The 26,817-nt window shown below is 73.7% G+C and carries 24 protein-coding genes and 1 tRNA gene; 12 read left to right on the top strand and 13 right to left on the bottom strand.

The features are described from left to right. The first annotated feature begins 51 nt into the window (after window positions 1-51). Window positions 52-3,246 (top strand): AAA family ATPase, encoded by a 3,195-nt coding sequence (locus AB0L40_RS02185; RefSeq protein WP_364348476.1) that lies wholly within the window; start codon window positions 52-54, stop codon window positions 3,244-3,246. Here AB0L40_RS02185 and AB0L40_RS02180 read toward each other — a convergent pair. Together AB0L40_RS02180 and AB0L40_RS02175 are read right to left on the bottom strand one after the other, a co-directional pair. Further along, window positions 3,206-4,402, bottom strand: a complete 1,197-nt coding sequence (locus tag AB0L40_RS02180) for a serine hydrolase domain-containing protein (protein WP_364348473.1) — start codon at window positions 4,400-4,402, stop codon at window positions 3,206-3,208. The genes AB0L40_RS02185 and AB0L40_RS02180 overlap by 41 nt on opposite strands. 41 nt (window positions 4,403-4,443) lie before the next feature. Beyond that, entirely contained in the window at window positions 4,444-7,749 is a 3,306-nt protein-coding gene (locus AB0L40_RS02175) for a hypothetical protein (RefSeq protein WP_364348470.1), read from the bottom strand. A gap of 194 nt (window positions 7,750-7,943) precedes the next feature. Here AB0L40_RS02175 and AB0L40_RS02170 point away from each other — a divergent pair, with 194 nt between their 5' ends. Next, window positions 7,944-8,222 carry a DUF1778 domain-containing protein gene (locus AB0L40_RS02170; protein ID WP_364348467.1) on the top strand — a complete coding sequence of 93 codons (279 nt, stop codon included), beginning with the start codon at window positions 7,944-7,946 and terminating at the stop codon, window positions 8,220-8,222. Continuing rightward, window positions 8,215-8,739, top strand: a complete 525-nt coding sequence (locus AB0L40_RS02165) for a GNAT family N-acetyltransferase (RefSeq protein ID WP_364348464.1) — start codon at window positions 8,215-8,217, stop codon at window positions 8,737-8,739. The genes AB0L40_RS02170 and AB0L40_RS02165 overlap by 8 nt, the downstream gene beginning before the upstream one ends. Before the next feature lie 193 nt (window positions 8,740-8,932). Here the strand turns inward: AB0L40_RS02165 and AB0L40_RS02160 are convergent, their stop codons facing one another. Then, entirely contained in the window at window positions 8,933-9,493 is a 561-nt protein-coding gene (locus AB0L40_RS02160) for a cupin domain-containing protein (RefSeq protein WP_364348461.1), read from the bottom strand. 66 nt (window positions 9,494-9,559) lie between these two features. Further along, window positions 9,560-9,772 carry a hypothetical protein gene (locus AB0L40_RS02155; RefSeq protein WP_364348458.1) on the bottom strand — a complete coding sequence of 71 codons (213 nt, stop codon included), beginning with the start codon at window positions 9,770-9,772 and terminating at the stop codon, window positions 9,560-9,562. Between the two features lie 80 nt (window positions 9,773-9,852). On the opposite strand from AB0L40_RS02155, the gene AB0L40_RS02150 reads away from it, so the two are divergent. The 4 genes from AB0L40_RS02150 to AB0L40_RS02135 all read left to right on the top strand — a co-directional run bounded on the left by AB0L40_RS02150 (window position 9,853) and on the right by AB0L40_RS02135 (window position 14,258). Further along, a complete protein-coding gene (locus AB0L40_RS02150) occupies window positions 9,853-10,290 on the top strand; it encodes a TetR/AcrR family transcriptional regulator (protein ID WP_364348455.1) in 438 nt (145 codons plus the stop codon). Between the two features lie 70 nt (window positions 10,291-10,360). Then, window positions 10,361-11,398, top strand: coding sequence for a hypothetical protein (locus AB0L40_RS02145; protein WP_364348452.1), 1,038 nt, complete (start codon window positions 10,361-10,363; stop codon window positions 11,396-11,398). A 509-nt stretch (window positions 11,399-11,907) separates the two neighbouring features. Then, complete coding sequence (locus AB0L40_RS02140; protein WP_364348449.1) at window positions 11,908-12,831, top strand: hypothetical protein; 924 nt, start codon at window positions 11,908-11,910, stop codon at window positions 12,829-12,831. A gap of 65 nt (window positions 12,832-12,896) precedes the next feature. Next, window positions 12,897-14,258: a hypothetical protein gene (locus AB0L40_RS02135; protein WP_364348446.1), complete on the top strand. Its 1,362-nt coding sequence runs from the start codon at window positions 12,897-12,899 to the stop codon at window positions 14,256-14,258. Window positions 14,259-14,660: 402 nt separating this feature from the next. Here AB0L40_RS02135 and AB0L40_RS02130 read toward each other — a convergent pair. Together AB0L40_RS02130 and AB0L40_RS02125 are read right to left on the bottom strand one after the other, a co-directional pair. Then, window positions 14,661-14,734: transfer RNA gene (locus AB0L40_RS02130), tRNA-Met, on the bottom strand. A gap of 366 nt (window positions 14,735-15,100) precedes the next feature. Next, window positions 15,101-15,862, bottom strand: a complete 762-nt coding sequence (locus AB0L40_RS02125) for a helix-turn-helix domain-containing protein (RefSeq protein WP_364348443.1) — start codon at window positions 15,860-15,862, stop codon at window positions 15,101-15,103. Window positions 15,863-16,185: 323 nt separating this feature from the next. On the opposite strand from AB0L40_RS02125, the gene AB0L40_RS02120 reads away from it, so the two are divergent. After that, window positions 16,186-17,112, top strand: a complete 927-nt coding sequence (locus AB0L40_RS02120; protein ID WP_364348440.1) for a Ppx/GppA family phosphatase — start codon at window positions 16,186-16,188, stop codon at window positions 17,110-17,112. On the opposite strand, the gene AB0L40_RS02115 is transcribed toward AB0L40_RS02120, so the two are convergent. Then, on the bottom strand, window positions 17,109-18,728 hold the full coding sequence (locus tag AB0L40_RS02115) for an adenylate/guanylate cyclase domain-containing protein (protein ID WP_364348437.1): 1,620 nt from the start codon (window positions 18,726-18,728) through the stop codon (window positions 17,109-17,111). The genes AB0L40_RS02120 and AB0L40_RS02115 overlap by 4 nt on opposite strands. Before the next feature lie 236 nt (window positions 18,729-18,964). Here AB0L40_RS02115 and AB0L40_RS02110 point away from each other — a divergent pair, with 236 nt between their 5' ends. Next, window positions 18,965-20,488 (top strand): RNA polymerase sigma factor, encoded by a 1,524-nt coding sequence (locus AB0L40_RS02110; RefSeq protein WP_364348434.1) that lies wholly within the window; start codon window positions 18,965-18,967, stop codon window positions 20,486-20,488. Window positions 20,489-20,651: 163 nt separating this feature from the next. Here AB0L40_RS02110 and AB0L40_RS02105 read toward each other — a convergent pair whose 3' ends face one another. From AB0L40_RS02105 to AB0L40_RS02080, 6 genes are all read right to left on the bottom strand, one after another. Continuing rightward, window positions 20,652-21,353: a hypothetical protein gene (locus AB0L40_RS02105; protein ID WP_364348431.1), complete on the bottom strand. Its 702-nt coding sequence runs from the start codon at window positions 21,351-21,353 to the stop codon at window positions 20,652-20,654. 48 nt (window positions 21,354-21,401) lie between these two features. Beyond that, entirely contained in the window at window positions 21,402-21,683 is a 282-nt protein-coding gene (locus tag AB0L40_RS02100) for an Lrp/AsnC ligand binding domain-containing protein (RefSeq protein ID WP_364348428.1), read from the bottom strand. 9 nt (window positions 21,684-21,692) lie between these two features. Next, a complete protein-coding gene (locus AB0L40_RS02095; RefSeq protein ID WP_364348426.1) occupies window positions 21,693-22,370 on the bottom strand; it encodes a metal-dependent hydrolase in 678 nt (225 codons plus the stop codon). After that, the gene (locus AB0L40_RS02090; protein WP_364348423.1) at window positions 22,367-22,750 is read right to left on the bottom strand and encodes a hypothetical protein; all 384 of its coding nucleotides are present in this window, start codon (window positions 22,748-22,750) and stop codon (window positions 22,367-22,369) included. Before AB0L40_RS02090 ends, AB0L40_RS02095 begins: the two co-directional genes overlap by 4 nt. Window positions 22,751-22,862: 112 nt before the next feature. Continuing rightward, window positions 22,863-23,729 (bottom strand): zinc ribbon domain-containing protein, encoded by an 867-nt coding sequence (locus AB0L40_RS02085; RefSeq protein ID WP_364348420.1) that lies wholly within the window; start codon window positions 23,727-23,729, stop codon window positions 22,863-22,865. Window positions 23,730-23,850: 121 nt separating this feature from the next. Then, complete coding sequence (locus AB0L40_RS02080; protein ID WP_364348417.1) at window positions 23,851-24,927, bottom strand: class I fructose-bisphosphate aldolase; 1,077 nt, start codon at window positions 24,925-24,927, stop codon at window positions 23,851-23,853. A gap of 233 nt (window positions 24,928-25,160) precedes the next feature. On the opposite strand from AB0L40_RS02080, the gene AB0L40_RS02075 reads away from it, so the two are divergent. The 3 genes from AB0L40_RS02075 (at window position 25,161) to AB0L40_RS02065 (ending at window position 26,774) form a co-directional block, all read left to right on the top strand. Beyond that, on the top strand, window positions 25,161-25,757 hold the full coding sequence (locus AB0L40_RS02075; protein WP_364348414.1) for a thermonuclease family protein: 597 nt from the start codon (window positions 25,161-25,163) through the stop codon (window positions 25,755-25,757). Next, on the top strand, window positions 25,754-26,008 hold the full coding sequence (locus tag AB0L40_RS02070) for a hypothetical protein (protein WP_364348411.1): 255 nt from the start codon (window positions 25,754-25,756) through the stop codon (window positions 26,006-26,008). The genes AB0L40_RS02075 and AB0L40_RS02070 overlap by 4 nt, the downstream gene beginning before the upstream one ends. A gap of 160 nt (window positions 26,009-26,168) precedes the next feature. After that, complete coding sequence (locus tag AB0L40_RS02065; protein WP_364348408.1) at window positions 26,169-26,774, top strand: hypothetical protein; 606 nt, start codon at window positions 26,169-26,171, stop codon at window positions 26,772-26,774. Window positions 26,775-26,817 lie beyond the last annotated feature (43 nt).

Raw genomic sequence — 26,817 nt, 5'->3', positions numbered from 1 at the left:
CCCCGCCCGTGACACGGAGCGCACGGACCCGTAGGCTCGCGCGCCGGGGGCGTGACGGGGTTGAGACATTGCCATGACTGCGGGCATCGCGCGGCACCGCGCGCGCGGTTCTGCGAGCAGTGCGGGGTCGCCCTGACGCCGACCGCCACGCCGCTCCGCGCGCCGAGCCGGCTCGAGACCCGGATCCTCGAGGAGCGCACGGGGATCGAGGGCGAGCGCAAGCAGGTGACGGTGATGTACACCGACGTCGTCGGCTCGATGGCGCTGACGCACGCCCTGGACGCCGAGCGCTGGGGCTTCGTCCTCGACCGCTTCCTGACCATCGCCGCGAACGCCGTCCACGCGTTCGAGGGGACCGTGAACCAGTTCACCGGCGATGGCCTCCTCGCGGTCTTCGGCGCCCCCCTCGCCCACGAGGACCACGCGCAGCGCGCGTGCCTGGCCGTCCTCGAGCTCCAGCGCGGGGTGGCCGTCCTGGCCGCCGAGGTGGCGCGCAGCGACGGAGCCGCGTTCGCGGTCCGGTGCGGGCTGAACTCCGGCGAGGTGGTCGTCGGCGCGATCGGCGACGACGTGCACATGGACTTCGTGCCGATCGGCAACACGACCGCGCTGGGGAAGCGGATCGAGTCGCTCGCCCCCGAGGGGTCGGCAGCGGTCAGCGCGTCCACCGCCGCCCTCGTCGAGGGCGAGTTCGAGCTGCGCGAGCTGGGCGAGTTTCAGGTCAAGGGCGTCCAGGGGCGCCAGCGCGTGCTGGAGCTCGTCGGGCCCGGCGCGGCGCGGACGCGCCTGGAGGCCGTCGCCGCCACGCGCGGCCTGTCGCCGTTCATCGGTCGCGACGCCGAGCGTGCGCAGCTCCGGGCCGCGCTCGCGCGGGCGCTGGAGGGGGACGGGCGGGCGATCGGGATCGTCGGCGATCCGGGCGTGGGGAAGAGCCGGCTGGTGTACGAGTTCGCCGCGGACTGCGCCGCACGGGGGCTGGCGGTCACCGCGACCCGGGGTGTCGCCCACGGGCGCTACGTGCCCTTCCTGCCGGTGCTCGCCCTCTACCGCGACTTCTTCGGGATCGCGGAAGGCGACGCGCCGAAGGTCGCCCGCGAGCGGATCGAGCGCACCTTGCTGGCGCTCGATCCCGCCTTCGCGGACGACCTGCCCCTGGTGCTCGAGTTCCTCGGCGTCGCGGACCTCGGGCGGCCGCCCGCGGTCCTCGACGCCGTGGCGCACCGGCGCCGGCTGCTGGCCGTCGCGACGCGGGCGCTCACCGCGCGCAGCCACGGTGAGGCGGCCGTGCTGGTGATCGAGGATCTCCACTGGCTCGACGACGCGAGCGACGCGTTCCTCGAGGAGCTCGTGGAGGCGGTCGCGGGCACGCGGACGCTGCTGATCGGGACCTACCGGCCGGAGTACGAGGCGGCCTGGGCGACCGGCGGTCCGCACGCCCAGGTCGACCTGGGGCCCCTCGACGCCGATGCGGCCGACGATCTGCTCACCGGGCTGCTCGGGCGCGACGGGTCGCTCAACGGGCTCACGGCGCGGATCGAGGCGCGGACCGCGGGCAACCCGTTCTTCCTCGAGGAGATCGTCCAGACGCTCGTCGAGAACGGCTCCGTGACGGGCGCTCGCGGGGCGTATCGGCTGACGGCGGAGCTGGACGGTCTCGTGCTGCCGGCGACGGTCCAGGCGGGGCTCGCGGCGCGCATCGATCGGTTGCCCGCCCGCGAGAAGGCGCTGGTGCAGACGATGTCGGTGATCGGCACGGAGATCCCCGGACCCCTGCTGACGGCGGTGTGCGACCTCGACGAGCGGCAGCTGACCGACGCGGTCGCGCTGCTCGCCGGCGCACAGTGGGTCATCCCCCGTGAGACGGCCGGCAGCCGCGAGTACGTGTTCAAGCACCCGTTGACGCAGGAGGTCGCCTACGCCTCCCAGCTCTCGGACCGGCGAGCACGGGCGCACCGCACGGTCGCGGCCGCCATCGAGCGGACGTACCCCGACGGGTTGGACGAGCGTGCCGCCCTCGTGGCCCACCACTGCGAGGCCGCCGGTGACGTCCCCGCCGCCGCGGGCTGGCACGCGCGCGCGGCCGCTTGGGCCGAGGGTCCGTCCCCGGCGGAGGGTCTGCGCCACTGGCGCCGCGTCCGCCACCTCGCCGACCAGCTCGACGCCGGTCCCGCGCGCGAGGAGCTCGCGTCGCGGGCCCGACTGGGCATCCTCAGCCTGGCCTGGAGACTGGACATCTCGTCCACGGAGACGGCGGAGATCCACGCCGAGGTGCGCGCCGACGTCGAGCCGTTCCCCGCGGATCTGTACTACGCCGGGACGCTGCTCCACAGCGGCCACGAGCGCGAGGGCCTCGATGCGTTTCGCCACGCCAGCCGCGCGGCCATCGCGTCCGGCGATGCCGGGCGCGTCATCACCGCGTCCTGCGGCGTCGCGTACGCGAGCTGGATCGCGGGCTCGACGACCGAGGCGCTGCAGACGCTCGGCGCGGCGCTGGCGCTGGCCGGCGGCGACCCGACCGTGGGGGCGCGCCGGGCCTTCGTCTGCCCCGTCGCCCACGCGCTCGGGGACCGCGGGACGTGCCGGGGCTACCTGGGCGAGCTCGATGCCGCCCGCCGCGACTTCGACCGCAGCATCGAGATGGCCCACGAGCACGCGGACCCCGAGACCGCATCCGCCGTGCACGCCAACCGCGCCCTGCTCGAGGCGGAGATCGGGGACTTCGCAGCGGCACGCCACAGCGCCGACCTCGGCCTCGCGATCGCCGAACGGGCCGGCAACGCGGTCCACACGATCGCCTGCGCGGTTCCCGCCGCGGTCGCCGACGCGGGCGCGGGGCGCTTCGTCGCCGCGCTCGCCGACGCCGAATCCACGCTCGCGGCGATCCGCCGACGCCGGATCGGCCTCTACTACGAGCCGCTGCTGCTCGCGACGGTCGCGCGGTGCCGGCTCGCGCTCGGTGAGTCGTCCGGCGCGCTCGCTGCCGCCGACGAGGCGGTCGCCATCACGGACGCCCGCGATCTCACCACCTGCGGGCTGTCCGCGCGGATCACGCTCGCGCAGGTCCTGATCGCCGTCCAGGGGGCCGCCGCGGGCGAGCGGATCGACGCGGTCCTCGCCCGCGCGGGGCGCGTCGCCCGCGAAAGCCGCGCCCTCGTCTTCGAACCCCGCATCCACCGCGAGCTCGCGGCGCTGGCGCGGAAGCCGCTCACTTCGCGATCGGACGGTCGGGCGTCAAGTACTGCGTGAGGCGCTTGGTGATCGTGCCGCTGATCGCCTGCCCGTCCGCGACGTCGGGGCCGTTGGTGTTCTCGACGACGATCGCGATCCTCCGCTGCGCGAGGTAGGCGAGGATCCCGACGTAGCCGTTGAACTGCGGGTTCTGGAGCATCCACCCGTTGGCGACGTCGATGCCGAGCCCGTACTCGATCGACGCGGGCGAGCCCGGAAGGCCCCGCGACAGCGGCGTCGTGAGCTGACGCGCGGCGGCCTTCGAGAACAGGCGCCCCGAGCCGATCGCGCGGATCATCCGGATCATGTCGCCGGCGGTCGACGTCATGACCATCCCCTCGCCGATCCCCCACGACGGACTCCAGGTGGTCGCGTCCTCGTAGACCCCACGGTCGGTGGTGTACGCGTGCAGGGCCGGCGCCGGGATGCCCGGGAGCTTGGAGATCCTCGTGTGCGTGAGCCGGAGGGGACCGAGGAACCGCGAGCGGATCAGGCTCGCCACCGACCGCCCGGTGACCTGCTCCACCACCCTGCCGAGGACGATGAAGTTCGTGTGCGCGTAGTGGAAGCACGCCCCGGGAGCGCACACGAGCGGCCGGTCGAACGCGTACTCGAGGAGCTCGTCGTCGGTCCAGTGACGGAAGACGTCGGCGTGGAGCGCCGTCTGGAAGGGGAGGTTCCCCTGGAGGTAGTCCGGATAGCCGGAGGTCGAGCTGGCGAGCTGGCGCAGCGTGACGCGATCCGCGTTCGGGAAGCTCGGGAACCAGCGCGACAGCCGGTCGTCGAGGTCCAGGCGGCGCGCGTCCTGCAACTGCAGGAGCAGGGTCGACAGCATCGGGATCACCATCGCGCCGGGGCGGAAGTGCATGTCCCGCGACGCCGGGACGCCCTCCATCGACTGCCCGAAGCCGCGGTCGACGAGGGTACGACCGCCGATGTCGACGCGCACGATCGCCGCCCGGCCGCCCTCGGTGCCCATCACCGACCGGGTGATCTCGACGGCCCGCCGCGCCGCGGCCCGGAAGCTCGTGCACGTGCCGCCGCGATCGAACTGCCCGGGCGCGCAGCGCTCGGCGGCGGTCGCCGCCGAAGGAGCCACGAGGGCGCAGGCGACCACGATCGGCAGGGGCCAGCGGGCCAGCCGCCCCGCACCCGACGTCAGACGGGTCCACACGCCTCCCGTTCGTCGTCGCCGCACGACCGTTCCCGAACCGGTCACTCGCCGAACGTGCACGTGTCGTACTGGCGGTAGGCGGTCGTGTCCGCGTCGGCCTGCTGCCACATCCACGTCGTCTTGTCGATGCCGTACCCACGCCCGAGCTTCGCGATCGGCGCCCCGAGGTGCGGCGACTCGAACATCTGGGTGAGGATCTCGTTGGGCGGATAGTCGGTGGAGGTGTTGCCGTCCCAGGCGAAGACCATCGACGACCACTGGTCGAGCTCGTACAACATCGGCACCCATGCGCCGTCGGGCGCGCCGCGGAACCGGTAGCGACAGTCGTTGGGGCTGGGGCCGCCGTCCCGGCCGGAGCCGTCGGTCTTGATCCGGAAGGCGTGGTAGTGGCCCTGCTTGAGGCTCGACATCAACGCGGACGCCATGTACCGGCCGCTCGCGTTCTCGAGCTGGTCGTCGAGCGCGTCGATCGACTGCGACGCGACGCGACGAGCGGCGGCGTCGAGCGCTTGGAGGCGCCCCCAGTCGGACATCGCCGTCACGCGGATGCTGTCCACGCCCTTCGCGGAGGCCTCGACGTCGGCCTGGAGGTCGGCGCCGAGCTCCGACGCCTTGTCGCCGAGCGTCTCGCCGATGGGCTTGCTCGACGACGTCGCCACCGCGCTGGTGAGGTCGATGATGTCCGCGCCGAGGCTGACGGCGACCGCGACCTCCGGGGCGAACGTGACCTCCGCCAGGTCGGCGAACTCCGCGAGCGTCCTGATCAACCCGAGGATCGGCGCCGCGATCTCCCCGTCGGGAGGATCGACCGCGTCCTTGATCGTGGTGTAGGTGGTGTTGAGGATGCCCGCCTCCCCGTTGGACGCCTGCAGGACCGCGGCCTTGAGCTTGTCGGTGAAGCTCTTCGTGCGGACCAGGGCGACCATCTCCTGCCCGAGCTGGCTCTTCAGGGCGCAGAACTGCTGGAGCGTGAAGCCCGGTGCGTCGCCCGCGTCCGGCGGGCCGGCGCACGCGCCGGCGGCCCGGCCGGGGTAGTGCACCTTGTCGGCGAGGGCCGCGGCGGCGTCGTCCCACTGGGCGTAGTCGGGGAGGCCGACGTAGGCACCGCGGATGTCGGTGTCGAATCTCGGACCGCTGTCGGGCGTGAAGTCCTTGCCGAACCGGTTCACCGACGGGTCGCTCAGCTGCCCGGAGATGTACTTCATGGCGTTCGTGTACTCGCCGACGTCGGGTCCCGTCGTGTACGGGTAGGCCACGGTCTTCGTGTCGAACACGACGTCGTAGAGCGACTCGACGGGGGCGGCCGTCGAGGGGCCCGTGGGTGGTGCGAAGAACCCGTCCGGGTTCATGCGCGCCGCGCCGCTGAGCTTGCCGCTCTGGTACGTCGGTCCGGTGGAGTCGGCGACGATTCCGGCGTTGGACTGCGCCGCCCCCTGCGCGCCGAGGTGCGCGCCGCCGAAGAACGCGTAGCTCGCCGAGCGGTAGTTGAAGTCGTGCGGGTTGGCGCCGATCGCAGCCAGCGCCGTGGCGACGCTGTCGGTGCGGGAGGCCGTGTCCCACCCCGGGTTGTCCGGCGCGAATCGACCGATGCTCTGCAGCGCGACGTAGGTCCCCCGGCCCGTCCGGTTGCCGATGTCGTCCAGCTCGCTCGCGGCCGCGATCGCCTGCGCCAGCCCGGCGTTGCCGGCCGCGTCGTTGTCGAACGAGAGGTTGCGGACGACGCTCAGGTCCGCCGGGTCGACCGCGACGAAGTGGTACCCGGTCGCGGTGCGCAGCGGCGGACTGGTGACGTCGTGACCGGCGAACGTCATCGTGTTCGAGGTCGCGGTCGACGCCGAGCTGGTGTCGAACGGCAACCGCAGCGGCTGGAAGCGGTAGCCGGCGCTCAGATCGCCGTCCGGCATCAGCCAGCCCTGCCTGGCGAGCTGCGGGTTGGCCCGGTGGCTGCGCAGGACCCAGCCGCTGCCCCTGCCGCCGCTCGGCACGCCGACGGCGACGATCTGCTGCCCCGGCTTGTTGAGGTCGTCGCGGGCGTCGAGGGGATCCACGCCGATCAGGTCCAGCACCTCGTTGAACGCCCGGTACTGGCTGGGCGGCAGGGTGGCCCGCTGCGGCGGGAGCGCCACGACGACCAGGTCGTCGGCCGTCGACGCCACGAGCTTCGCCTTGAGGCTCTCGAGCGCGTGCTCGGGCGAGTCGTCGCAGCACCACGTGGTGCTCGCGTTCGTCGGGGTCAGCGTGTGGCGATCGAGCTCGAGGACCTGGATCGTCGCCGCCGGTCCCGTGTGCGGGTAGAACACGCCGCCCTCGGCGGGGTCGCCGACCTGGATCCCCCGAGGCCCGACGGGGAACGCGTTGGCCGCCAGGGAGACCAGCGACGCCTTCGGGCCGACGTCGACCGCGATGTCGTCGGTCGAGGAGCCCACCCGGACATGCGCCCCCGGCGCGGCGCCGCGCCCGCGCTCGTCGACCCGCACGCGTGCCACGTAGTGCCCCGGGCGATCGGGCACGAGCGAGGGACGCGCGCTGGTGGGTGCGCTGATCCGCGACCGCGATCCTGCGGGCTTGGTGACCAGCGTCCAGCGGTAGGACAGCCGCCCGCCGCGGGCGGCGCGGTGGCTGCCCCCGAGCCGGACGCCCACGCGCGGACGGGTCGCGCGGTCGGCGCCGGCGGCCGCCAGCGGGCGATCTCGGCGGACGGTGAAGCGCCGCGAGTACACCTCGTAGCGGCCGGCGCGCGGCTCGGCGACGTACACCCGGATCCGGTTGACGCCGCGGCGCAGCCCGTGCGTCCCCGAGAGCGTGCCCGCCCAGCGCGTGCCCGTGCGGGCGGTCAGCGCGCTCGTCACCGAGTGCCCGTTGAGCGAGACGCGCAGCGTCCGCCGCCGCCGGGACAGCGACGCGTGAGACGCGCCGGAGGTGATGTCGATCTGCAGGCGCGTCGGGTTGGTGCCCTGGAGCTGCACCCGGACGAAGTGCCGGCTGCGGCGCATGACGAAGAACGAGCGGGTCTGCCGGTCCTCCGCCTTCCCGCCGCGTGTCGCAACGACCGTGAGGTGGTTCTGCCCGTGGCGCAGGCCGTCGCCGAGCTTCAGCCGGCCCACGAGACGGCGGCCCGCCACGCGGAAGCGCGACGTCACGTCGCGGGTACCCAGGCGCACGCGGGTCTTCGTGCCGGCCCGGTGGGTGAGCTCGACCCGCACCGGCTCCTGCGTGACGAGCGCGCCGCCGCCTGGCGCGACGATCAGGCGTGGCGCGGCGTGCGCCGGGCCCGCCGCGACGGTGAAGAACGCGACGACCGCGACGACCGCGAGGAGCCGGGCCCCGACTGAGCTGTTCCGCGTCATGCTCGTGACCGTAGGCGCACGTCATCGCGCCGACCACGCAGTCCTGGACGTCCCAAGCGTCCACTTCTGGACATTCGACGACCGCGTCGGAGAGGAGCTCTCGGCGGCGCGTCCCAGAGCGTGCGCGCTTCGGCCACGCTCGAGGGCACACCCACCGTATTGACGCCCGGCGCGTGTACTGCCAAAATGAGTACATGGCCACGATCAAGGAGCAGCGGCTGCAGATCCGCGTCGACCCGCAACGCAAGCAGCTGCTCGAACGCGCTGCCGACACGACGCACCAGAGCCTCTCGGCGTTCGTGCTCGCCGCCGCATCCCAGCACGCCGAGCGGGTGCTCGCAGAGCGGACGGTCATCGACCTGTCACCGCAAGCTGCCCAGGCGTTCAGCGACGCGCTCGCGCAACCCGCCCGCGTGAACGAGCGACTCGCCACCGCGCTGGGACGGCCGCGTCGCTTTCGCTGGGTTGACTGACCTCCGCCGCCCCGAGCCGCTGGACCCGGCTCGCCACGACCGCAGCGACTTCCACTCCGGCGAGCCCGCACTCGACGACTGGCTGCGCCGCTACGCCGGCCAGAACCGCCGGCGCGACACCGCCGCCACCTGGGTCATCGCCACCCCGGACGATCAGGTCGTGGCCTACGCGAGCCTCGCCATGACCGCGATCGACCGCAGCGCCGCTCCGGTCTCGATCGCCAAGCACGCTCCAGACCCCGTGCCCGCGCTCCTGCTCGGCCGCCTCGCCGTCGACCAGCGGTGCCACGGACTCGGCATCGCCACCACGCTCGTCGCCCATGTCCTCGCGACCGCCGTCGAGCTGAACACCAAGGCCGCCTGCCGCGCCGTCGTCGTCACCGCTCTCCACGAGCAGGCACGCGCGTGGTGGGAACGCCTCGGCTTCCACCCGTTCGACCCCGACGACCCCACCGACGCGGATCTCTATCTCCTCACGGCGGAGATCGGAGCGACGCTCGACGCCCTCGAGCAGTGACCGGGTGAGGCACTCGGAACGCGTGCCCAGACCGGTGGTGAAGGTCGCCGCGACCGCGTAGACGGCCCACGCTGGCAATCTGAAGACCCAGGAGTCCAAGGACCACCGCTGCGAATGTGCGAGCGAGCGCACCGGCGGCCGTCGGCGTTCAGTACTCAGCCGCGCATCGGCGCGGCGGGCCCGATCCACGCGGTCATCGGCGCATGCCGAGCATCCGGCCCAGGCCCGACAGCGTCGTGAATGCGAATCGCTGCAGGCGCGACATGCGGATCGCGGTCGGGTGGGCCTTGAACAGCATCGCTGCGTAGATCGCCTGCCGCGGGCTGCGCGGTGCTCCGGCGCCCATCTTCCCGGTCGATGTCAGCGACGCCATGTCGCGGAAGAACCCCTCGTAGTCGACGGCGGGGCGGTGGCGGTTGACGAACGTCACCGGCTCGTCGTGCGGGTTTCGCAGGGTGTGCCGGAGACCAGGAGCCGCCGCGGCGCGCTCCCCGGGACCGTAGGTCCGCCAGGTGCCGTCGAGCTGCACGTCGAGCCGGCCCTCGACGATCTCGAAGCTGTCCTCGGCGTTGTCGTGCACGTGCACGGGGGGACTGGGCTGGTGGGGACCGAGCCAGCCATGCACCTCGAACAGCTCACCATCGGTGTCCTCGCCGGTGCGCACGACGTCCCAGTACATGTCCATGCCCGGGCGGAAGTCGATGCGCCGAGTCACGTTCGGGCCGGTTGCGGGGTCGGGGGAAGCGGTGTTCACGGTGGTCTCCGTCAGCGGTTCGGGGGGGCGTCGAAGGGGACGTCTGGCCCCCGGTTCTCACGGTGTTCATGCGTTGCCGATCGTTGCGAGGTCGTCGAGCAGCGACGGTCCGCTCGGCCGCCAGCCCAGGTCGTGGGCACGCTGGCCGTTGATCTGCGCGTCGATCAGTACGGCGTCGGTGAACGGTCCGAGGCGCTGTCGTGACTGCTCGAGCGATTCGGGGGCGACGCGGCCGTCCAGTCCGCGGGCGACGCTGACGGCCTTGGCGATCTCGGTCATCGTGGGGCTGTCAGCGGTTGGCGCCGAGGTAGTAGGAGCCGGCGGGCGCCTCGGTGAGCGCGAGCGCGTAGAGCGCGGCGATGTCCGCGCTCGTGCGCGAGCGGGAGGCGTTCCTCGCGCACGTCTCCCGCCGCCGCACCCCCCGGGCGCAGCTCAAGGCGTTCGCGCGCGAGCTGATGCACGACGAGGACGGAACCGTCACGGCCCTCTACGGCTGCCCGTTCGGCAGCCTGGTCTCCGCGCTCGGCAAGCGCGATGACGCGATGAGCCGACAGGCCGGCGACGTGCTGCTCACGCCGTTCATCGACTGGGCCGAGGAGCGCTTCGCCGCGATGGGCCAACGCGACCCGCGAGAGCTGGCGGTCACGCTGCTCGCCACCTACCAAGGGGCGGCTCTGCTCTCCAACGCCATGCACGATCCAACCAACATGGCCAAGCAGTCCCGCCGCCTCGAGCGTTGGATCGCCGGCCTCGAGGTGCCGACGGGATCGGGCTCCCGCACGCCGAGCGGCGCGTGACGCCCCGCCCGCGGGGGCGGTCGCTCGGCCCGGTTGACCGCTGCCGCCCCACCGGTCATCGTTCCCCGCCGTGGCGCGACTCCGGCTCCTCGCGGCCGGCGTGGTCGTGCTCACCGTGGTCGCGTTGCTCGTCGTCCTGCTTCCTCGAGGTTCGGACGATCGGCGTACCCGCACCAGCGCCACCGACCAGCACGGGCACCAGCTGACCGCCCTGTCCGTCGTCCCCGACCCGGACGGTGACGGGTGGCTGGGTGTCTACCACTGGCCGACCGGGAAGGGGCCCGCGGACTTCGCCGTCGGCCTGGCGACGTCGAAGGACCTGCTGCACTGGGACAACGTCGCCGAGCTCGACGCCGACGGCGGCAACATGCCGGTCCTGCAGCGCACGCCCGACGGCGGCTACCTGCTGGCCTACGAGGACTACGTGCGCGTGGTCGAAGGCAACGCGATCAGCCGGATCCGCGTCCGCGCCTACGCCGACCGCGCCCGGTTGCTGGCGAACACGTGGTCGACGCAGCGGGAGCTGCCGGCGACGTTGTCGGACAACAACGAGGGGACCCCGTCGTTCGCGCGCGTCGACTGGAACGGCTCGCCCGGCGCCTCGGCGATCACGCTGCGCTTCCACTACAACGCCGGCGCCGACGGCATCGACCGGCAGGGCATCGGCACGCTGCGGAACTTCCGCGACTGGACCGCCGAGCCGGACCGCGCGCTGGACGAGACGCTGAACGCGGCCGGCTTCCCCGCCAGCCATGGCCGTCGCTCGACGTTCCGCGCCGGCGGACGCCCGTGGATGCTCATCGAGGCGCAGCGGCGACCGCACGACTTCTCGAGCTGGCGCCTGGTCCTCCTCGACCGCGGCCGGGCCCCGCGCGCCGACCCGGTCAGCGTCTGCGGGGGCGACGACGACGTGCCGTCGGCCCCGTCGGTCGGCGTGCCGGGGGTCGAGGTGGCGTCGGGCGGCTCCGGCACGCTCTTCCTCTCGGCCTTCGTCTTCGACGGGCCGGCGGCCGGTACGTTCCTCGCCCGGCGACCGATGCCCGCCGACCCCGGCGCGGAGCCGCAGCGGATCGCACGGCTGTTCGCGCGGTGTGCCCCCGCGGGGTGACCGGCCGACGAGCGGACGGGCGCCCGCCGGGCCTGCGCGCACTCCCGAGCCGACTCCGAGCACTGGGCCGCACCCCGCCTCTTCAGCGCAGCGTGCGCCTGACGGTGGCGGTGCGGCCACCGGACGTGACGATGATCGTCAGCGTCTTGCGGCGCAGCGACGACAGCCGCTTGCGGTACGCCTTCGTCGTCCCCCTGGGTCACCTCGGTCCACTGCTTCCCGTCCGGTGACGGCCCCGACAACGACCGCTTCTGCGCGCCGTCGAGCGACGACACCCGGACCTGACCGTCGTCGACGTAGGCGACCTGGGTGGCGGATGCAGGGCCCGCGAGCGTGGCGGCGAGTCCCACGGCGGCGAGGATGGTCAGGACGAGCCGGACGGGGGGACCACTCGATGATCGAGTGCGGGGTGGCGGGCCGCATCGGGAGAACCACGGGCCGCCGCGGTTCGGTGCTTCCCCTGATGAGGACGGCCGGGTCGGCGTGGTACCGGTACGGGGATGCGGGCGATGCTCTTCTTCCTGGCGGCTCTCGTGGCGGCCGCCCCACCCGCCGGCGCCGCGGCGGCCGGACGCGACACCACCCGCGTCGACGTCGCGTGGATGGCGACCGTCTCCGGCCGGCAGGCGTTCTCCTGGACGGCCGAGGCCCACGCCGATCCGCCGCGGTGCACGTCCGAGATCCCCGATGGCCCGACGCGCGACGTCGGCGGGGGCGGCAGCTTCTCGCTGACCTTCGCCTCGCCGCGGCCCTACCGGATGGCCACCGTCCAGGTGCTCCGGCGGGCCGGCCGGACGCGCGGGATGCGCACGCTCTCCTACCGTCCGCGTGGCGGGCCGAAGATCGAGGATCACGTCCGCTTCCCGGTCGCCGTCAGCATCGCCGGGACGTTCACCGACGCCGTGCGCGCCTGCGACCCCTGGGACGCCGTGACGGACGTGGCGCCGATCGACGGCTGTGGAGCGCGGCAGGCGACGCTGGACCTCCTGATGGGCTTCGGCGTCACGGACGGGGTCACCCGCAACGACGCCGCGCTGACGGGCGAGCTGCTCCACCCCTGGTTCATCGGGGCCGACGGGGAGAGCCGGTGCCCGACGTATCGCTCGGTCGCCCAGAGATCGTTCGACGGCGGGCTGGACACGCCGGCCTGCCCCGACGCGACGGCGCTCGACACGGGCCGCGGGGCGCCGGAGCTCGGGCTGGCCTCGTACTTCCGTCGCGGCCGCTTCTACCCGCGGCTGGTGCGCCGGCGTCCGAAGGCGTTCGTCATCACCGCCGACGTGCCGATCGACTGCACGCTGACGCCGTCCGAGAGCTTCCTCCCGCCGCTCGCGTCCAGCGGGAGGCTGCGCATCACGGGCGCGCTGCGGTACACGTGGCGGCTCACGCCGCTCCGCGTCACCGGGCGCGCCGCCCGCACGCGGCCGCTGTGATCCACGCGGCGATACCGGTGGTTTCACCGATGCCGACCGGCGCCCGCCCGGGCAGGATCGGGCGTGTGCGCCGATCCCTCATCGCCCTGTTGGCAACGACGTGCGTCCTCGCCGGCGCGCCGGCCGCCCGCGCCGCGAGCCTCGTCTTCGTCGACAGCGGCGGGGACGTCGCCATCGCGCGGCCAGACGGCAGCGACGTGCGGAAGGTGACGCACGCGGCCGACGCCGACAACGGCTACAAGGGCGTGTCGGTCGCCGACGACGGTGGCATCACCGCGTTCCTGCGCAAGGGCGACGACAGCGGCAACTCGTCCTTCGTCGTCCTCGGCCAGGACGGTGCGGTCCGCCAGGGGCCGTTCCTGTTCGAGCGGTACGGCATCTGCGGTGGGCTGAGCCCGTTCCGCACGTCGACCTCACCGGACGGCACGTTCGTCGCGGTCCAGTACTGGAAGGGCTCCAGCAACTGCCTCGGCGGCTCGCCGACCCCCTCGGTGCGCCTCGTGGCCCGCAACAGCCCGACCGTCGGGACGTCGACCTACCCGTCGTACGACTACCTCACCGAGCCGCACTGGCTCCGCCACCCCGACGCGCGGCTGGCGGGCATCAACGGCGGGACGCTCTCGGTCTGGCAGAACGACGCGAGCCACATGGACTCGTGGATCGCGCTGCCGGTCGGCAGCCCGTATGCGTTCGCCGGGTTCGACTTCCACCCCACCCAGACGCGCCTCCTGCTCGATCTCGCGCCCGCGACCGGCACCGGCGTGCAACCCCACCGGCTGGAGCTGTACTCGTACACCGAGATGTCCGTCGGCAGCGCGGCGCCGACCGACCCGAGCCCGCAGCTCCTCTGCGCGCTGGACGGCTACGTCAGCAACGATACGGGCGGCGGACGGCCACGATGGTCGCCGGACGGCACCCAGATCGCCTGGGACAGCCCGGCCGGGACCTACGTCTCCCCCGCACCGGTGGCCAACGGCGGGACCTGCGAGCTCCAGCCGCGCCTCGCCGTGCCCGGCGCGATCGCCTCCTGGGCCCCGTTCGACGTCGCGGCCGCCGCGGGGACCGGCCCGCCCGCCGGCAGCGGCGCCCCGGGAGGAACCGGCGCCCCGCCGGCCGGCGGCGGCAGCAGCGCCGGCACGAAGCGGCCCGCCCTCGCCTTCCGCGCGGCCAAGGCGGTCGCCGCGACCCGCGGCTTCCGCCTCCAGCTGACGCTCGCCAAGGCCGCTACCGTGTCGGTCACCGTCACCCGCCGGGGCGCGAAGAAGGCCCTCGGCATCCTCCGCTACAAGGCGAAGAAGGGCCCTTTCCGGCGCACGATCACGAAGGTCCACGGCAAACGTCTGAAGCGCGGCACCTACAAGGTCGTCGTCACGTCCGGCAAGACGAAGAAGACGCTGACCGTGCGCGTGAGGCGGCCGGTTCGGTAGGGCGGATGCCGCTCCCGGTGCTCCGGTCGACGCTGGGGATCGTCGGACGGCCACCCACCGTCCGTGGCGCCGTGCACCGCAACGACCCGCACTCGTCGCCCACGTCCTCGCCACCGCCGCCGAGCTGCACACCAAGGCCACCTGCCGAGCCGTCGTGCCACCACCCTCCACGACCGGGCACGCGCGTGGGGGGAGCGCCTCGGCTTCCACCCGTTCGACCCGGACGACCCCACCGGCACCGACCTCTACCTCCTCACCGCCGAGATCGACGCCACTCTCGACGCGCTCGCGCAGCGACCGACACCCAGCGCTCAGCCTCCTCGGCGACCGACCCGGCCGGGAGTCCCCCCGAGAACGAGAAGACCCTCCGTGAGGAGGGCCTTCTGGTCACTACTTCGGAGGTAGCGGGGGCAGGATTCGAACCTGCGACCTTCGGGTTATGAGCCCGACGAGCTACCTGACTGCTCCACCCCGCGGCGGACACAGAAAGATAGCGACTCGGCCGGTTTCGTGACGTGCGGGTGGGTCCGCGACGCGCGCCGTGCGGTCGCGGCCGGCGCGACGAACGCGGTCCGTCGTGGGGCCGCGCGGCAAAGCGACGCCTGCCGGGTTCGACGGCGGGCGGGAGATGGACGGCTGGCTGCTCGTCGACGCCCGCGTCATCCGCGACGAGGATGCGCTCGCGTCGTGGGTACGTCGTGGCGTCGCGGTCGTCGGGAGCCTTCCGCCGAAGACCTGAACTCCGCACCCGACCCGCACCCGACGCGTCAGCGGTGCCGGCTCGCGCCACTACGGGGCCGGACACGTCGTGCCTCCGAAGCGGTCGGCCGCCGGCCGATCCCTCAGGTACGGTCCTGAGCCGGCATCGCCCGATAGTTGCTCATGATCATCGTGGCGATGTGGACCGCGAGCTGGCGCGGGGTCCAGCGGTCCGGCTCGGCGACGAGGGCGCGGGCGGCGTTCTCGGCCATGCCGACGAAGAGATAGCCGTGCAGCCGGCCCTCCTCCTCGGCGTTCGGGATGCCCTGGCGCTCGATCCAGCGCTCGGCGAGGGCGGAGATCTGGTCGATCTGCCGCTCGCGACCGCGCTGGACGCGGCGGGTGATGTTGGCGTCGGACCCGCCGGCGCCGAGGAAGACGACCTTGAACGACTCGGGCGACTCGACGACGGCCTGCAGGAAGGCGCAGACGGCCTCGGTGATCAGGGGCTCGAGGTCGTCCTCGTCCAGCTCCGTCGGCAGGGCGGTCGCGATCGCCTGGAGGATCCGCTCCTCCTCGCGACGCAGGAGCTCGCCGAAGAGGGCGTCCTTGCCCGCGAAGGAGCTGTAGACGACGGGCTTGGAGACCCCCGCGCGGCGGGCGATCTCCTCCATCGACGCGCCCTCGTAGCCCTTCTCCAGGAAGACGCCGAACGCGGCGTCGAGGATCATCGGCCGCCGGCGCTCCGGGCCGAGGTGCGCGGCGCGCGGGCGCGACTGCCCGCGGGACGCCTGCCGGGTCGCACGACCGGCCGCCTTGCCGGCCTTCGCACCGGCCTTGACGACGGCCTTGCGCGCGGTGCTGGCGGTCTTGGGGAGGGAGCTGGGAATCGTGGGCTTCGACATCGGAGGGTGCGGGACGAGGGTCGTCGGCCGGACCATCCTACCGGCGGTAACCCATGCCGTCACGCGGGTCGTCGGACGAGTTCCCCCCGACCGGACGGGTCGGCTGGACGACCGCTCTACCGGTCGGAGTGCGTCTCTCCCCCCCTGGGGAGAGACGGCGCGGTGGCGCCTTCCGGGGCCACCGCAGCCGGCCGGCCGCGGACACGTCCGCACCGGGGCCCCGGGTCCCGGGAACCCCGTTCACCGGAAGGGACCGGACGGCGGGGCTGGCTCCCCGGCCCGCCGACCCCGTCGGCGAACCGGCCCCCGGGTACATTGCGCCGATGCGCCTCGCCGCGGTCGACCTGGGGTCGAACTCCACCCGTCTCCTGATCGCCGACATCGACACCGAGGGGCGGATGACCGAGATCGTCCACCGCGCGACCGTCACGCGCCTGGGTCACGGCGTCGACCGCACCGGTCGGCTCGACGGCGCCGCCGTCGACCGGGTCCTCGCCGAGCTCGGGACCGTCCGCGTCCTGCTCGACCAGCACGAGGTCGAGCGCACCGTCGGCGTCCTCACCAGCGCCGTCCGCGACGCCGCCAACGGGTCCGAGCTGACCGAGCGGGTCCGCGCCCTCGGCATCGACGCGCGCACGATCCCGGGCGAGCGCGAGGCCGAGCTGACGTTCCTCGGCGCCACCGGCGGCCGCGCGCCCGAGGACCGGCCCGTCGCCGTCGTCGACATCGGCGGCGGCAGCACCGAGCTCGTGGTCGGCCACGTCGGCGGCGACCCGGAGTTCGTCGTCACCACCCAGGCCGGCGTCGTGCGCCAGGGCGAGCGTCACCTGCGCCACGACCCGCCGGACGGCGACGAGCTGACCGCGCTGGCCGACGAGGCCCGGAGCATCTTCGCCGCCGCGCTGCCGGAGGACGTCGCCCGCCGCGTCGGCACCGTCATCGCCGTCGCGGGCACCCCGACGTCGGCCGCGTCGATCCTCGAGGAGTACGACGAGTACGTCCCCGACCGCACCCACGGCTACCGGCTGGAGCTCGCCCAGGTCGACGAGCTGACCGCCCGCCTCGCCCAGATGGACGAGGCCGAGCGACGGACCGTCGTCGGCCTCCACCCCGACCGCGCCCCGACGATGGTCGCCGGCTGCATCCTGCTCTCCGTCGTCCTGCGCGCCTTCGGCGTGCAGGAGTGCGAGGTCTCCGAGCACGACATCCTCCGCGGCGCGATCATCGCTGCGGCGACGGGCGACTTCTAGCGCCCCGGCGGCCCCGCGTCCGGCCGCTCCAGCAGCCGTCCCAGGCCGTCCTCGAGGGTCGGAAGCGGGTCTTCCACGCGGCCGCCCAGGAGCGGCGCGTGCAGGCGGACGGGGATCCGCTTGCCGCGCACCGGGGCGGGTGGCCGGGCGGAGATCGTGCCGTGGTCGCGCTTCAGCCGGCGACGGGTCTCCTCGGTGAAGAGGACGACGTCGCCCGTCTGCCGGGTGATCTGCTCGACGCGGCTGGCGGTGTTGACCGGGTCGCCGATGACGGTGAACGCCGCGCGGTTGCCGCCGCCGATGGTGCCGGCGACGACGGGGCCGCTGTTGATGCCGATGCCGAGGCGCAGGTCGCCGCCGAAGTGCTGGCGGACGGCGCGGGCGACCTCGATCGACGCCGTGACGGCGCGGTCGGCGTGGTCCTCGAGCTCGGTCGGGGCGCCGAAGACCGCGAGCAGCCCGTCACCCTGGAAGGTGTTCGCGTGCCCGCCGTAGCGCTCGATGACGGGCACGATCACGCCGTAGAACTCGTTGAGGACGCCGAAGACCTCGGTCGGCGTCGACTGCTCGGCGAAGGAGGTGAACCCGCGGATGTCGATGAACGCGACGGTCACCTCGATCACCGTGCCCGCCAGCTGCGGGCCCTCGTCGAGGACGCGCGACGCGATCGCCGGGTCGACGTAGGTGCCGAACGCCTCGTGCAGGCGGTCGCGCTCGCGCAGCCCGCGCAGGCCGATGTTGACCTGGCGCGCCAGGCGGCCGATCTCGTCGCCCGCGAGGATCACCGCCGGCCGGTCCAGGTCGCCGCCCGCGATCGCGGTCGTCGTCTCGCGCAGCTCGTCGAGCGGCGCCACGAAGCTGCGCACCAGCAGGGCGGACAGCAGCAGGGCGATCGTGGCGCTCGACGCCAGCGCGATCGCGATCCCGATCCCGAAGTCCGAGAGGTCCCGGTTACTGGTGCTGAAGCTCGCCACCACGCCTCCGGTGACGACGGTGATCAGCGGCACGCCGACCAGCAGCCGCCAGCGCAGGGACAGCGAGCGGTCCAGCGGGGCGTCGTCGTCCAGCCCCGGGGCCACGGCCTCGACGACCGGTCGCAGGACGAGCTCGACCTCCAGGTACCGGATCAGCACGCCGGCCAGCAGCACCACGGTCGCGGCGAGGACCAGGACAGCACCGCTGGGCCACAGGTTCAGGTCCGCGACCAGGCAGATCGCGACGATCATCACGGTGGCCCAGATCAGCGTCCGGACCGCGGCGCCGGTACCCACGAGCCGGAGCGGCAACCGGGTCAGCGCCCGCCACGCCTCGGTGGCGCGGGCCGACGCCGTACCGGGCTGCTCGTCGTCGTCCCCCTCGTGGTGCTCCCACGCGCGCAGGGGCCGCAGGTAGAACCACGCCGTGGCCATCACGAGGACGTTCTCCGCGAGCGTCAGGGCCTGCGAGGTGGTGATGAGCAGCAGCAGGCCGCCTGAAGGCAGCGCCAGGAACCGCGTGAGGATCAGCACCGCCGCCAGGACGACGGCGTGCGCCTGGACGAGCACCAGCACGAGCGCCACGGCCGGGTACCGGTCGCCGAGGCGGCGATGCAGCTCGTGGAGGGGGCGCCGGAGCACGGGCGCCATTGTCCCAGGAGACCGGGCGTCTCCCCCGTGCGACCGGCCACCCTCGGGACGGCCGACCGGGGGTCCCCGAGCCCCGCGAACGGCGTTTCTCGGCCCTTTACCGGCCCCGGGTACCGTTGAGGAGCCCCGATGGGCGCGGAAGTGCGGTCCTCGGCCCGGCGCAACTCCGGGGGATCGGCCGTGTTCCACCATCCGAGAGGACGTCCCCCAGGACCTCTCGCACCCCCATGGAAGTCTCCGCACTCGACACCGCCCCCGCCCTCCGAGGCCCCTCGACGCTCCTGCGCCTGCAGGGCGACGAGCGCCTCGTCACGCTCACCAGGCGCGGCAACCAGGCGGCCTACGAGACCCTCGTCCAGCGCTACCAGTCCCGCCTCCTGGCGTTCTGCCGGCACATGCTGGGCAGCCGCGAGGACGCGGAGGACGTCCTGCAGGAGGTCTTCGCCAACGCGTTCAACGCGATCATCGGCGACGACCGCGCCATCAACGTGCGGCCATGGCTGTACCGGATCGCCCGCAACCGGTGCCTGAACCACCTGCGGAAGATCCAGCCGATCGGCGTCGACACGCTCGACGACCGGATGGCCGACCACGGCATCTCCGCCGCGGACACCGCGCACCGCCGCGAGGAGTTCCGCGAGCTCCTGGGCGACGTCAAGGCGCTGCCCGAGACGCAGCGCACCGCGCTGCTGCTGCGCGAGATCGACGCGCTCTCCTACGACCAGATCGCGGAGGCGATGGACACCACGGTGCCCAGCGTCAAGTCGCTGCTGGTTCGCGCCCGCGTCGCCCTCGCCGAGGCCTCCGAGGCCCGCAACCTGACGTGCGAGGAGGTCCGCGAGGAGCTCGGCGAGGTCTCCGAGACGCTCGCGCGCATCTCCCCGCCGGTCCGCCGCCACGTCAAGGAGTGCGAGCGCTGCGCCGCGTTCCAGACGCACCTGAAGGCGAACAACCGCACGCTCCAGGCGATCTTCCCGATCGGCCCGCTCGTCCTCGTCAAGAAGCTGCTCGCCCACGCCACCGCCGGCGCCGGCGCGTCGGGCGGCGCGGCCGTCAGCTCGGTCGCCGCGGGCTCCGTGACCGGCGGCGTCCTGACCACCGGCGTCAGCGCGATCGCGTCGAAGACCGCCGCCGGCCTCGCCGCCGCGGCGATCTTCACCGCCGGCGCCGTCGAGGTCGACTCCGCCCGCAGCCGCTACGACTCGGGCTCCGCGGCGATCAACGTCCGGGCCGCCACACGGGCCGCGGCGCCGGTCACCGCCCCGAGCGTCCGCGTCGCCACGACGCCGAAGGCCACGCCCACGACCCCGACGGCGACCGGCGGCATGCCCGCCGCGATGGCGTCCGCGAAGACGACGACCGACCGCATCGCGTCGGCGACCACGACCGACACCACGAAGACCGCCGCCACGACGGACACGACCACGACGTCCACGACGGGCACCGGCACGATCGCGACGACCGGCACCACGGTCCCGAGCACCGTCCCGACCGCCCCCTCCCCCACGACGACGACCGTCCCCGCCGACACCGGCGAGGAGACCGTCACGCTGCCGTCGACCACGCCGACGACGCCCTCGACGCCCGCGCCCGGCACGACGGCCCCGAAGCCGCCCGCCGCGACGACGACCGCCCCGAAGACCCCGGGTGCGACGAGCTCGACCCCCGCGCCGCCGGCCCCGAAGCCGACGCCCGGCGCCGGCGGGCAGATGCCCGTCACGCCGCTGCCGTCGACGCCCGTCACCCCGTAGGGCCGCCCCACGGCGCCTCGGTCGCGGGCCGGCCACGCGGCGCCCGTCGAGAGGCCCGCACCACGGCCTCTTGGCGACGGCCGTCCCCGCGACCTCCCGGCCGTCGGCCCCCGCCTTGCGGATCCGCGGTGCCGAACCCCGGCCGCGGACCCGCCCCTACGGCCTACGGCTTCTCGGTGCCGAACGCGACGCCGTAGAACGGCGTGCGCATCGGGCCGTTGCCGCCGGCCTCGGTGATGTTGCCGACGACCTGGGAGCGCTGGCTCTGCAGGGACATGTCGAGGACCCGCTCGGTCGTGCCGGCGAGGTCGGGGAGCAGCAGCACGCGGACGCCGAAGAACGTCCGGGCGGGCTCGGTCGGCTTCGTGGCCACCTTGCGGCGGAACTGGTACCGCACGAGCCAGCCGCCGTAGTCGCGCCCGATCTTGACGCGGCCGGCGGAGCGGATCTGGAAGCCGGTGAGCTTCGCCCGCATGTCGTCCACCAGCGGGATCATGCGCAGCGCCAGCTGCGAGATCGGGCCGCCGGCGGGCTCGGGCCGCGTGGGCGGCGGACCGGCGTCGCGGAAGACGAGGTGCTCCTCGCCGCGGCCGGGGCCGGACTTCGTCCGCAGGTGCAGGAGCTCGCCGGGGCCGGCGGCGACGCGGGCGATCCGGCTGTCGTAGCGGGTGTTGAACGTCAGCGGCCCGCGGACGACCGCCTGCGTGAGCGGGGTCGCACGGATCAGGAGGACGACGCCGACGATCAGCGCGACGATCAGCGGCGAGGCGTAGACCGCCCATCGGGCGGGCCGGCGCATCGCCGCGACGCGCGGACCGGCGACGTCCTTGAGGGACGGTCCGTACTCGGGGCGCGCGATCGGCACGCAGGCGAGCGTACCGACCGCGTCGCGGCGACGAGCCGCCGCTGCGGCTCAGCCGCCGACGTCGAAGAAGGCGTCGAGGTCGTGGCGGCTGAAGGCCTCGAAGGCCATCAGCGTCTGCGTCCGCTCGACGCCCTCCTCGCGGGCGATGCCCGTGGTGACGACGCGGGCGAGGTCCTCCGGGCGCGACAACCGCACGATGGCGACGAAGTCCCAGTCGCCGGTCACGGAGTAGGCCTCGGCCACGCCCTCGAGGTCGGCCAGGCGCTCGCCCAGGTCCCCGAGGAACCGGCGGTCGGCCTGGACGAGGACGATTGCGGTGGACGACGCCATGGGGGGACCCTAGACCTCGATCGAGCCGTCGGGCGCGAGAACGGTCACCTTCGCGATGCCCGCGTCCTCGACGTCCTGCTTGAAGGCGCCGGCGTCGGCCTCGATGGGCGGGAACGTGTCGTAGTGCACCGGCACGACGTGCGGGGCGGCGACCAGGCGCGCGGCCTCGACGGCGTCGTGGCGGTCCATCGTGTAGTGGCCGCCGATCGGGATCAGCGCCAGGTCCAGCGCGTCGCGCTTGGACGGCAGCGCCAGGTCGCTGAAGAGCGCCGTGTCGCCGAGGTGGTAGATCGTCTTGCCGCCGAGGTTGATGACGAGGCCGCCCGGCGTGTGCGGCGTGCCCTTGGGCGTCAGGCCCGTGTGCCAGGCCGGCACCAGGCGCGCCCAGCCGCCGTCGAACTCGTGGGTGCCGCCGAGGTTGAGGTCGACGACGTCGATCCCCTCCTCCGCCAGCTCGCCCGCGACCTCGACGATCGCGACGACCGGGGCGCCGGTGCGCTTGGCGATCGCGACGGCGTCGCCGAGGTGGTCGCCGTGGCCATGGGTCAGCAGGATCAGGTCGGCCGGGACCTCGTCGGCCGAGACCGTGGCCTTCGGGTTGCCCGTCAGGAACGGGTCGACGAGCAGGTTGGTGCCGCCGGACTCCAGCAGGACGGCCGACTGGCCGAGGAAGGTGAGCGTGGTCATGCGGGGGGTGCTCCGTTCGGGTCGTGATCGGACGCGTCCGGGTCGGCCTCTGCCGCCGCCGTCCCCGGCGCCGCGAGCTCGCGGGCCAGGGCGAAGCCGACGGTCACGCCGACGAGCATCGCGAGCCGGGACTCGTCGGCCACCAGGGCGTGGAGGCGGGCCTCGCGCAGCTTCGGGTCGGGCTCGTTCGCGGCCTGGCCGACCTGCTGCTCGTGGCCCTGGCTGAACCAGCCGCCGTCGTGCAGCGCGCCGTCGATGATCCGCTCGAGGTTCGGCACCGCGTGGGTGACGATCTCCTCGGCGCGGCGCAGTCGACCGGGCTCGCTGATCTCGCGGACGGCGAGGTCCACCTGCTCCGCGGTGTAGGGGCGTTCGGACACGTCACGGAGCATACGGGCGGCCGCCCGCCGCCCCGCCGACGCCCCGTGCCGGTGCGCCGCGCGAGCCCCGACCCGGGATGCACGGGCCGGGGCCCGCGCGCCCTCCCGGAGCTCAGCGCTTGGTGAGCGCGAGCACGCCGCCGAGGACCAGGCCGACCGCCAGGCCGACGGCGATCGACGTCGGGACGGTCTCGGCCGTCAGCGCCGTCGTGGCGATCGGGACCGCGAGCAGCACGCCGGCGCCCATCAGGTCGCCGTCCAGCGACTGGCCGGCGCGGCGATCGCGGACCTCGCAGACGATCCACGCCACGGCGAGCGCGATCGCGCTGCCGGCGCCGCCGAACGCGATCACGTCCGGATCCGCCGCGCGGTCCACGAGCAGCCCGCCGACGCCGGCCCCGAAGAAGGCGACGAGGACCGCCGCGGTGCCGATCCAGCCGGCGCGGCGCTCCCAGAGCCAGCCGAAGACGCCGAACGTCGTCAGCACGGCCAGGGCGTTCCAGGTGTTGCCGTAGGTCAGCGCCGCGGTGACGGCGTGCCAGATCGGCGAGCCGTCGAGCAGCTTGAGGTCGTTGGCGGAGAGCAGCGCCTCGACCGGCAGGGCGATCAGGGCGAGCAGGACGATCGTGAACGTCGCGTACGCCTTGCCCTCCGTGGCGTACGAGCTCTTCCGCTTGGCCGGGCGGCCCGGGCGCTTGCGCGGGCGGGCCGTCGACGACTTCGGCACGCGCGAGGCGAGCGTGCGGCGGCGCTTCTTCAGCGGGACGACGACGTCGTCGTCATCGCCGCGCTCGCGGAGCTTGCGGTCCGGCTCGAGCGTCGGGAGCCGCAGCAGGGCCTCGAGATCGCCGTCCTTGCGATCCAGGCGCGGGGCGCGCTGGCGCAGGCGCGTGCCGCAGTACGGGCACTCGGTCACGAACGTCGAGACCTGCTGCCCGCAGCTGCTGCACACCGTGAACAGCTCTGCCTGGCCCGCCATCAGACCGATTGTAGGCTGACGGGGAGCCCGGGGTGCAGCGAACCGCGAAGGATCGCGCCTCCGCGGCGGTCCGGGGCCGTGCGAGACGGCGAAAAAGGCCGTCCCAGCGCCCCGGAGAACATCACGCGATGGTGATCTGCGGATCCAGGTACACGTCCTGGATCGCCTGCAGCAGGGCCACGCCGTCGGCGAGCGGGCGCTGGAACGCCTTGCGGCCGGAGATCAGTCCCGCGCCCCCGGCGCGCTTGTTGATGACGGCCGTCTTGACGGCCTCGGCGAGGTCGCTCTCGCCGGCGGAGGCCCCACCGGAGTTGATCAGCGGCGCGCGGCCCATGTAGCAGTTGGCCAGCTGGTACCGGGTGAGGTCGATCGGGTGGTCCGTCGTCAGCTCGGAGTAGACGAGCGGGTGCGTCTTGCCGACCTTGATGGCGTTGAAGCCGCCGTTGAGCTCCGGCAGCTTCTGCTTGATGATGTCGGCCTCGATCGTGACGCCGAGGTGGTTGGCCTGGCCCGTGAGGTCCGCGGCCGTGTGGTAGTCGACGCCGTCGGCCTTGAAGGCCGAGTTGCGCGTGTAGCACCAGAGGATCGTCGCGAGGCCGAGCTGATGGGCCTCCTCGAACGCCTTGCCGATCTCGATGATCTGGCGGTCCGACTCCGGCGAGCCGAAGTAGATCGTCGCGCCGACGGCGGCCGCGCCGAGGTCGTACGCGCGCTGGACCGACGAGAACTGGATCTGGTCGTACGTCTCGGGCAGCGTGAGCGACTCGTTGTGGTTGAGCTTCACGATGAACGGGATCTTGTGCGCGTAGGTGCGCGAGACGGAGCCCAGGACGCCGAGCGTGGAGGCGACGGCGTTGCAGCCGCCCTCGACCGCGAGCTCGACGATGTTCGCCGGGTCGAAGTACGCCGGGTTCGGCGCGAAGGACGCGGCGGCGGAGTGCTCGATGCCCTGGTCGACCGGGAGGATCGACACGTAGCCCGTGCCGCCGAGGCGGCCGTTGTCGAACAGGCGCTGCAGGTTGACCAGCGTCCGGTTGTTGCGGTCGGTCGCCGAGTAGATGCGGTCGACGAAGTCGGGGCCCGGCAGGTGCAGCTGCGAGGCGTCGATCGTCGTGGACTTGTGCCCGAGGAGCGAGTCGGCGTCGTCGCCGAGCAGCTCCGTGACGCGGTCGATCGTCGATGCGGTCTGAACAGCCATGGTGGTCCTTCTCGTTGCTTTGGGTTCCCGACGGTCCTGGTGGGGACCGGCTTCGTCAATCGGGGGGTCCTCGGCTCCGGATCCGGCAGCTGGATCGGACGGCGAGACGGGGAGGGTACCCCAAAAACCCACGTCCGCACGACGTCTGCGCCGTTGTGTGACGGTCGACAACCGACCCCGTGCCGACGGTGCCCGCCGTCGGACCGGCGCCCTACCGCCGGTAGACCTCGGGCATGCGCACCGCAACGCACCGCCCGGGACCGCCCCCGGCGCTCGTCGTCGCGGTCGCCGCGCTCGCCGGCGGCTGGGCCGCGGTCCGCCTCTGGCCCGTCCCCGCGCCCGCCGGGCGGGGCGACGCCGCGCGGGCGCTCGCGGCCCTCACCGCTCCCGGAGCACGCGCCCGGGTCGTCCGCACCGTGGACGGCGACACCGCGCGCGTCGCGGTCCGGGACGCGCGCGGCCGCTTCCTCGTGACCGTCCGCTACCTCGGGATCGACACGCCGGAGTCGGTCGATCCGGACAAACCGGTCCAGTGCTTCGGGCCCGAGGCGTCGCACCGCAACCACGCGTGGGCGACCGGCCGGCTCGTCCGGCTGCGCTTCGACGTCGAGCGCGTCGACCCCTACGGGCGCCTCCTGGCGGCCCTCGTCCCCGACGGCTGGAAGCGCTCCCTGAGCGAGCGCCTGATCGCTGACGGGTACGCCCGCGTGCTCGCGATCGCGCCCAACGGGGCCGACGCGCCGCGGCTCCGGACGCTGGAGGCACGGGCCAGGGAGCGGCGCGCCGGGCTGTGGGGCAGGTGTGGGGATGCTCTACCCTCGGGGACGTGAGCGCGGCACCTCAACGCCCCGGCGGCTCCATGGACGAACTCGAGCGCCGCCTCGCGCGCGAGACTCAGATCGCCCAGCGTCAACGCGAGAAGATGCTGCGCGACGTCGAGCGACGCGAGGCCGAGCGGGCCTTCGACGCCGTCAAGCGGCGCCGCGGCCTGCGCTACCTGCTGCTGCTGGCGATGCTCACGTTCACCGCGGTGCTCGTGACGCTCGTGATGTTCCGCGTGCTGTCCATCGTCTTCGCCTAGCGGCCCTCCCCGCCCGGGCGTCGCTCCGTGCTCCCGCCGCCCGTCCCCGCGGTCCGGGTCCGCGCCCGAGCCCCCGCGGCGGCCCGAGCCGGGCGACATCCGCGCGTGTATGCGGCCGCCACGCAGCGTCGGGGCCATCGGCGGTAGATTTGCCTGCTACATGGCTCGCCGTTCGCTCCGACCCCACCTGAACCAGATCCGCACGTGGGTGCGCCAGGGCCGCACCGACGCATGGGTGGCGCATCAGCTCGAGGTCACGGGCCCCGAGATCGCGGACTTCAAGGACAAGAACGGCCTGACCGCCGCGTCGCCCGACGATCCGGCCGGCGCCGTCGCCCCGGAGGACGTGGACCTCCGCGCCGAGGACGACGCGCAGATCGCCGCCGAGCTCGAGGCCGCCGAGGCCGAGCGCAAGGCCGAGGCGGAGCGCAAGGCCGCGGAGGAGGCCGCCGCCGCCGAGAAGCGCGCCGCCGAGGCCGCCGAGCGCGCCGCGAAGGCCGCCGAGCAGGGCGAGGACGACCAGGACGACGACCGTCCGCGTCGCCGCCGCCGCGGCAGCCGCCGCAGCCGCGGCGCGTCCGCCAACGCCTTCGAGGGCACGTTCGACCACGGCGACGAGGGCTACGGCCTCTGGCTCGACCCGGCCGTCGCGGACTCCCCGGTCTACGCCGAGCACTGGGCCGGCCACCGCCCGGTCGAGGTCACCATCGAGGGCGACCAGATCATCATCCGTCGCGCCGGCGAGTCCGCCGGCGACGAGTCCTAGGGACTCCCCCGCGCGGCGCCCGGCGCCGCGCACCCGCTCCCGC

Origin of the sequence: Patulibacter sp. NPDC049589, from assembly GCF_040675535.1 — a bacterium.
Lineage (GTDB): Bacteria > Actinomycetota > Thermoleophilia > Solirubrobacterales > Solirubrobacteraceae > Patulibacter.
The sequence above is the reverse complement of the archived record's forward strand: the minus strand, read 5'-3'. Positions and strand labels throughout refer to the sequence as shown.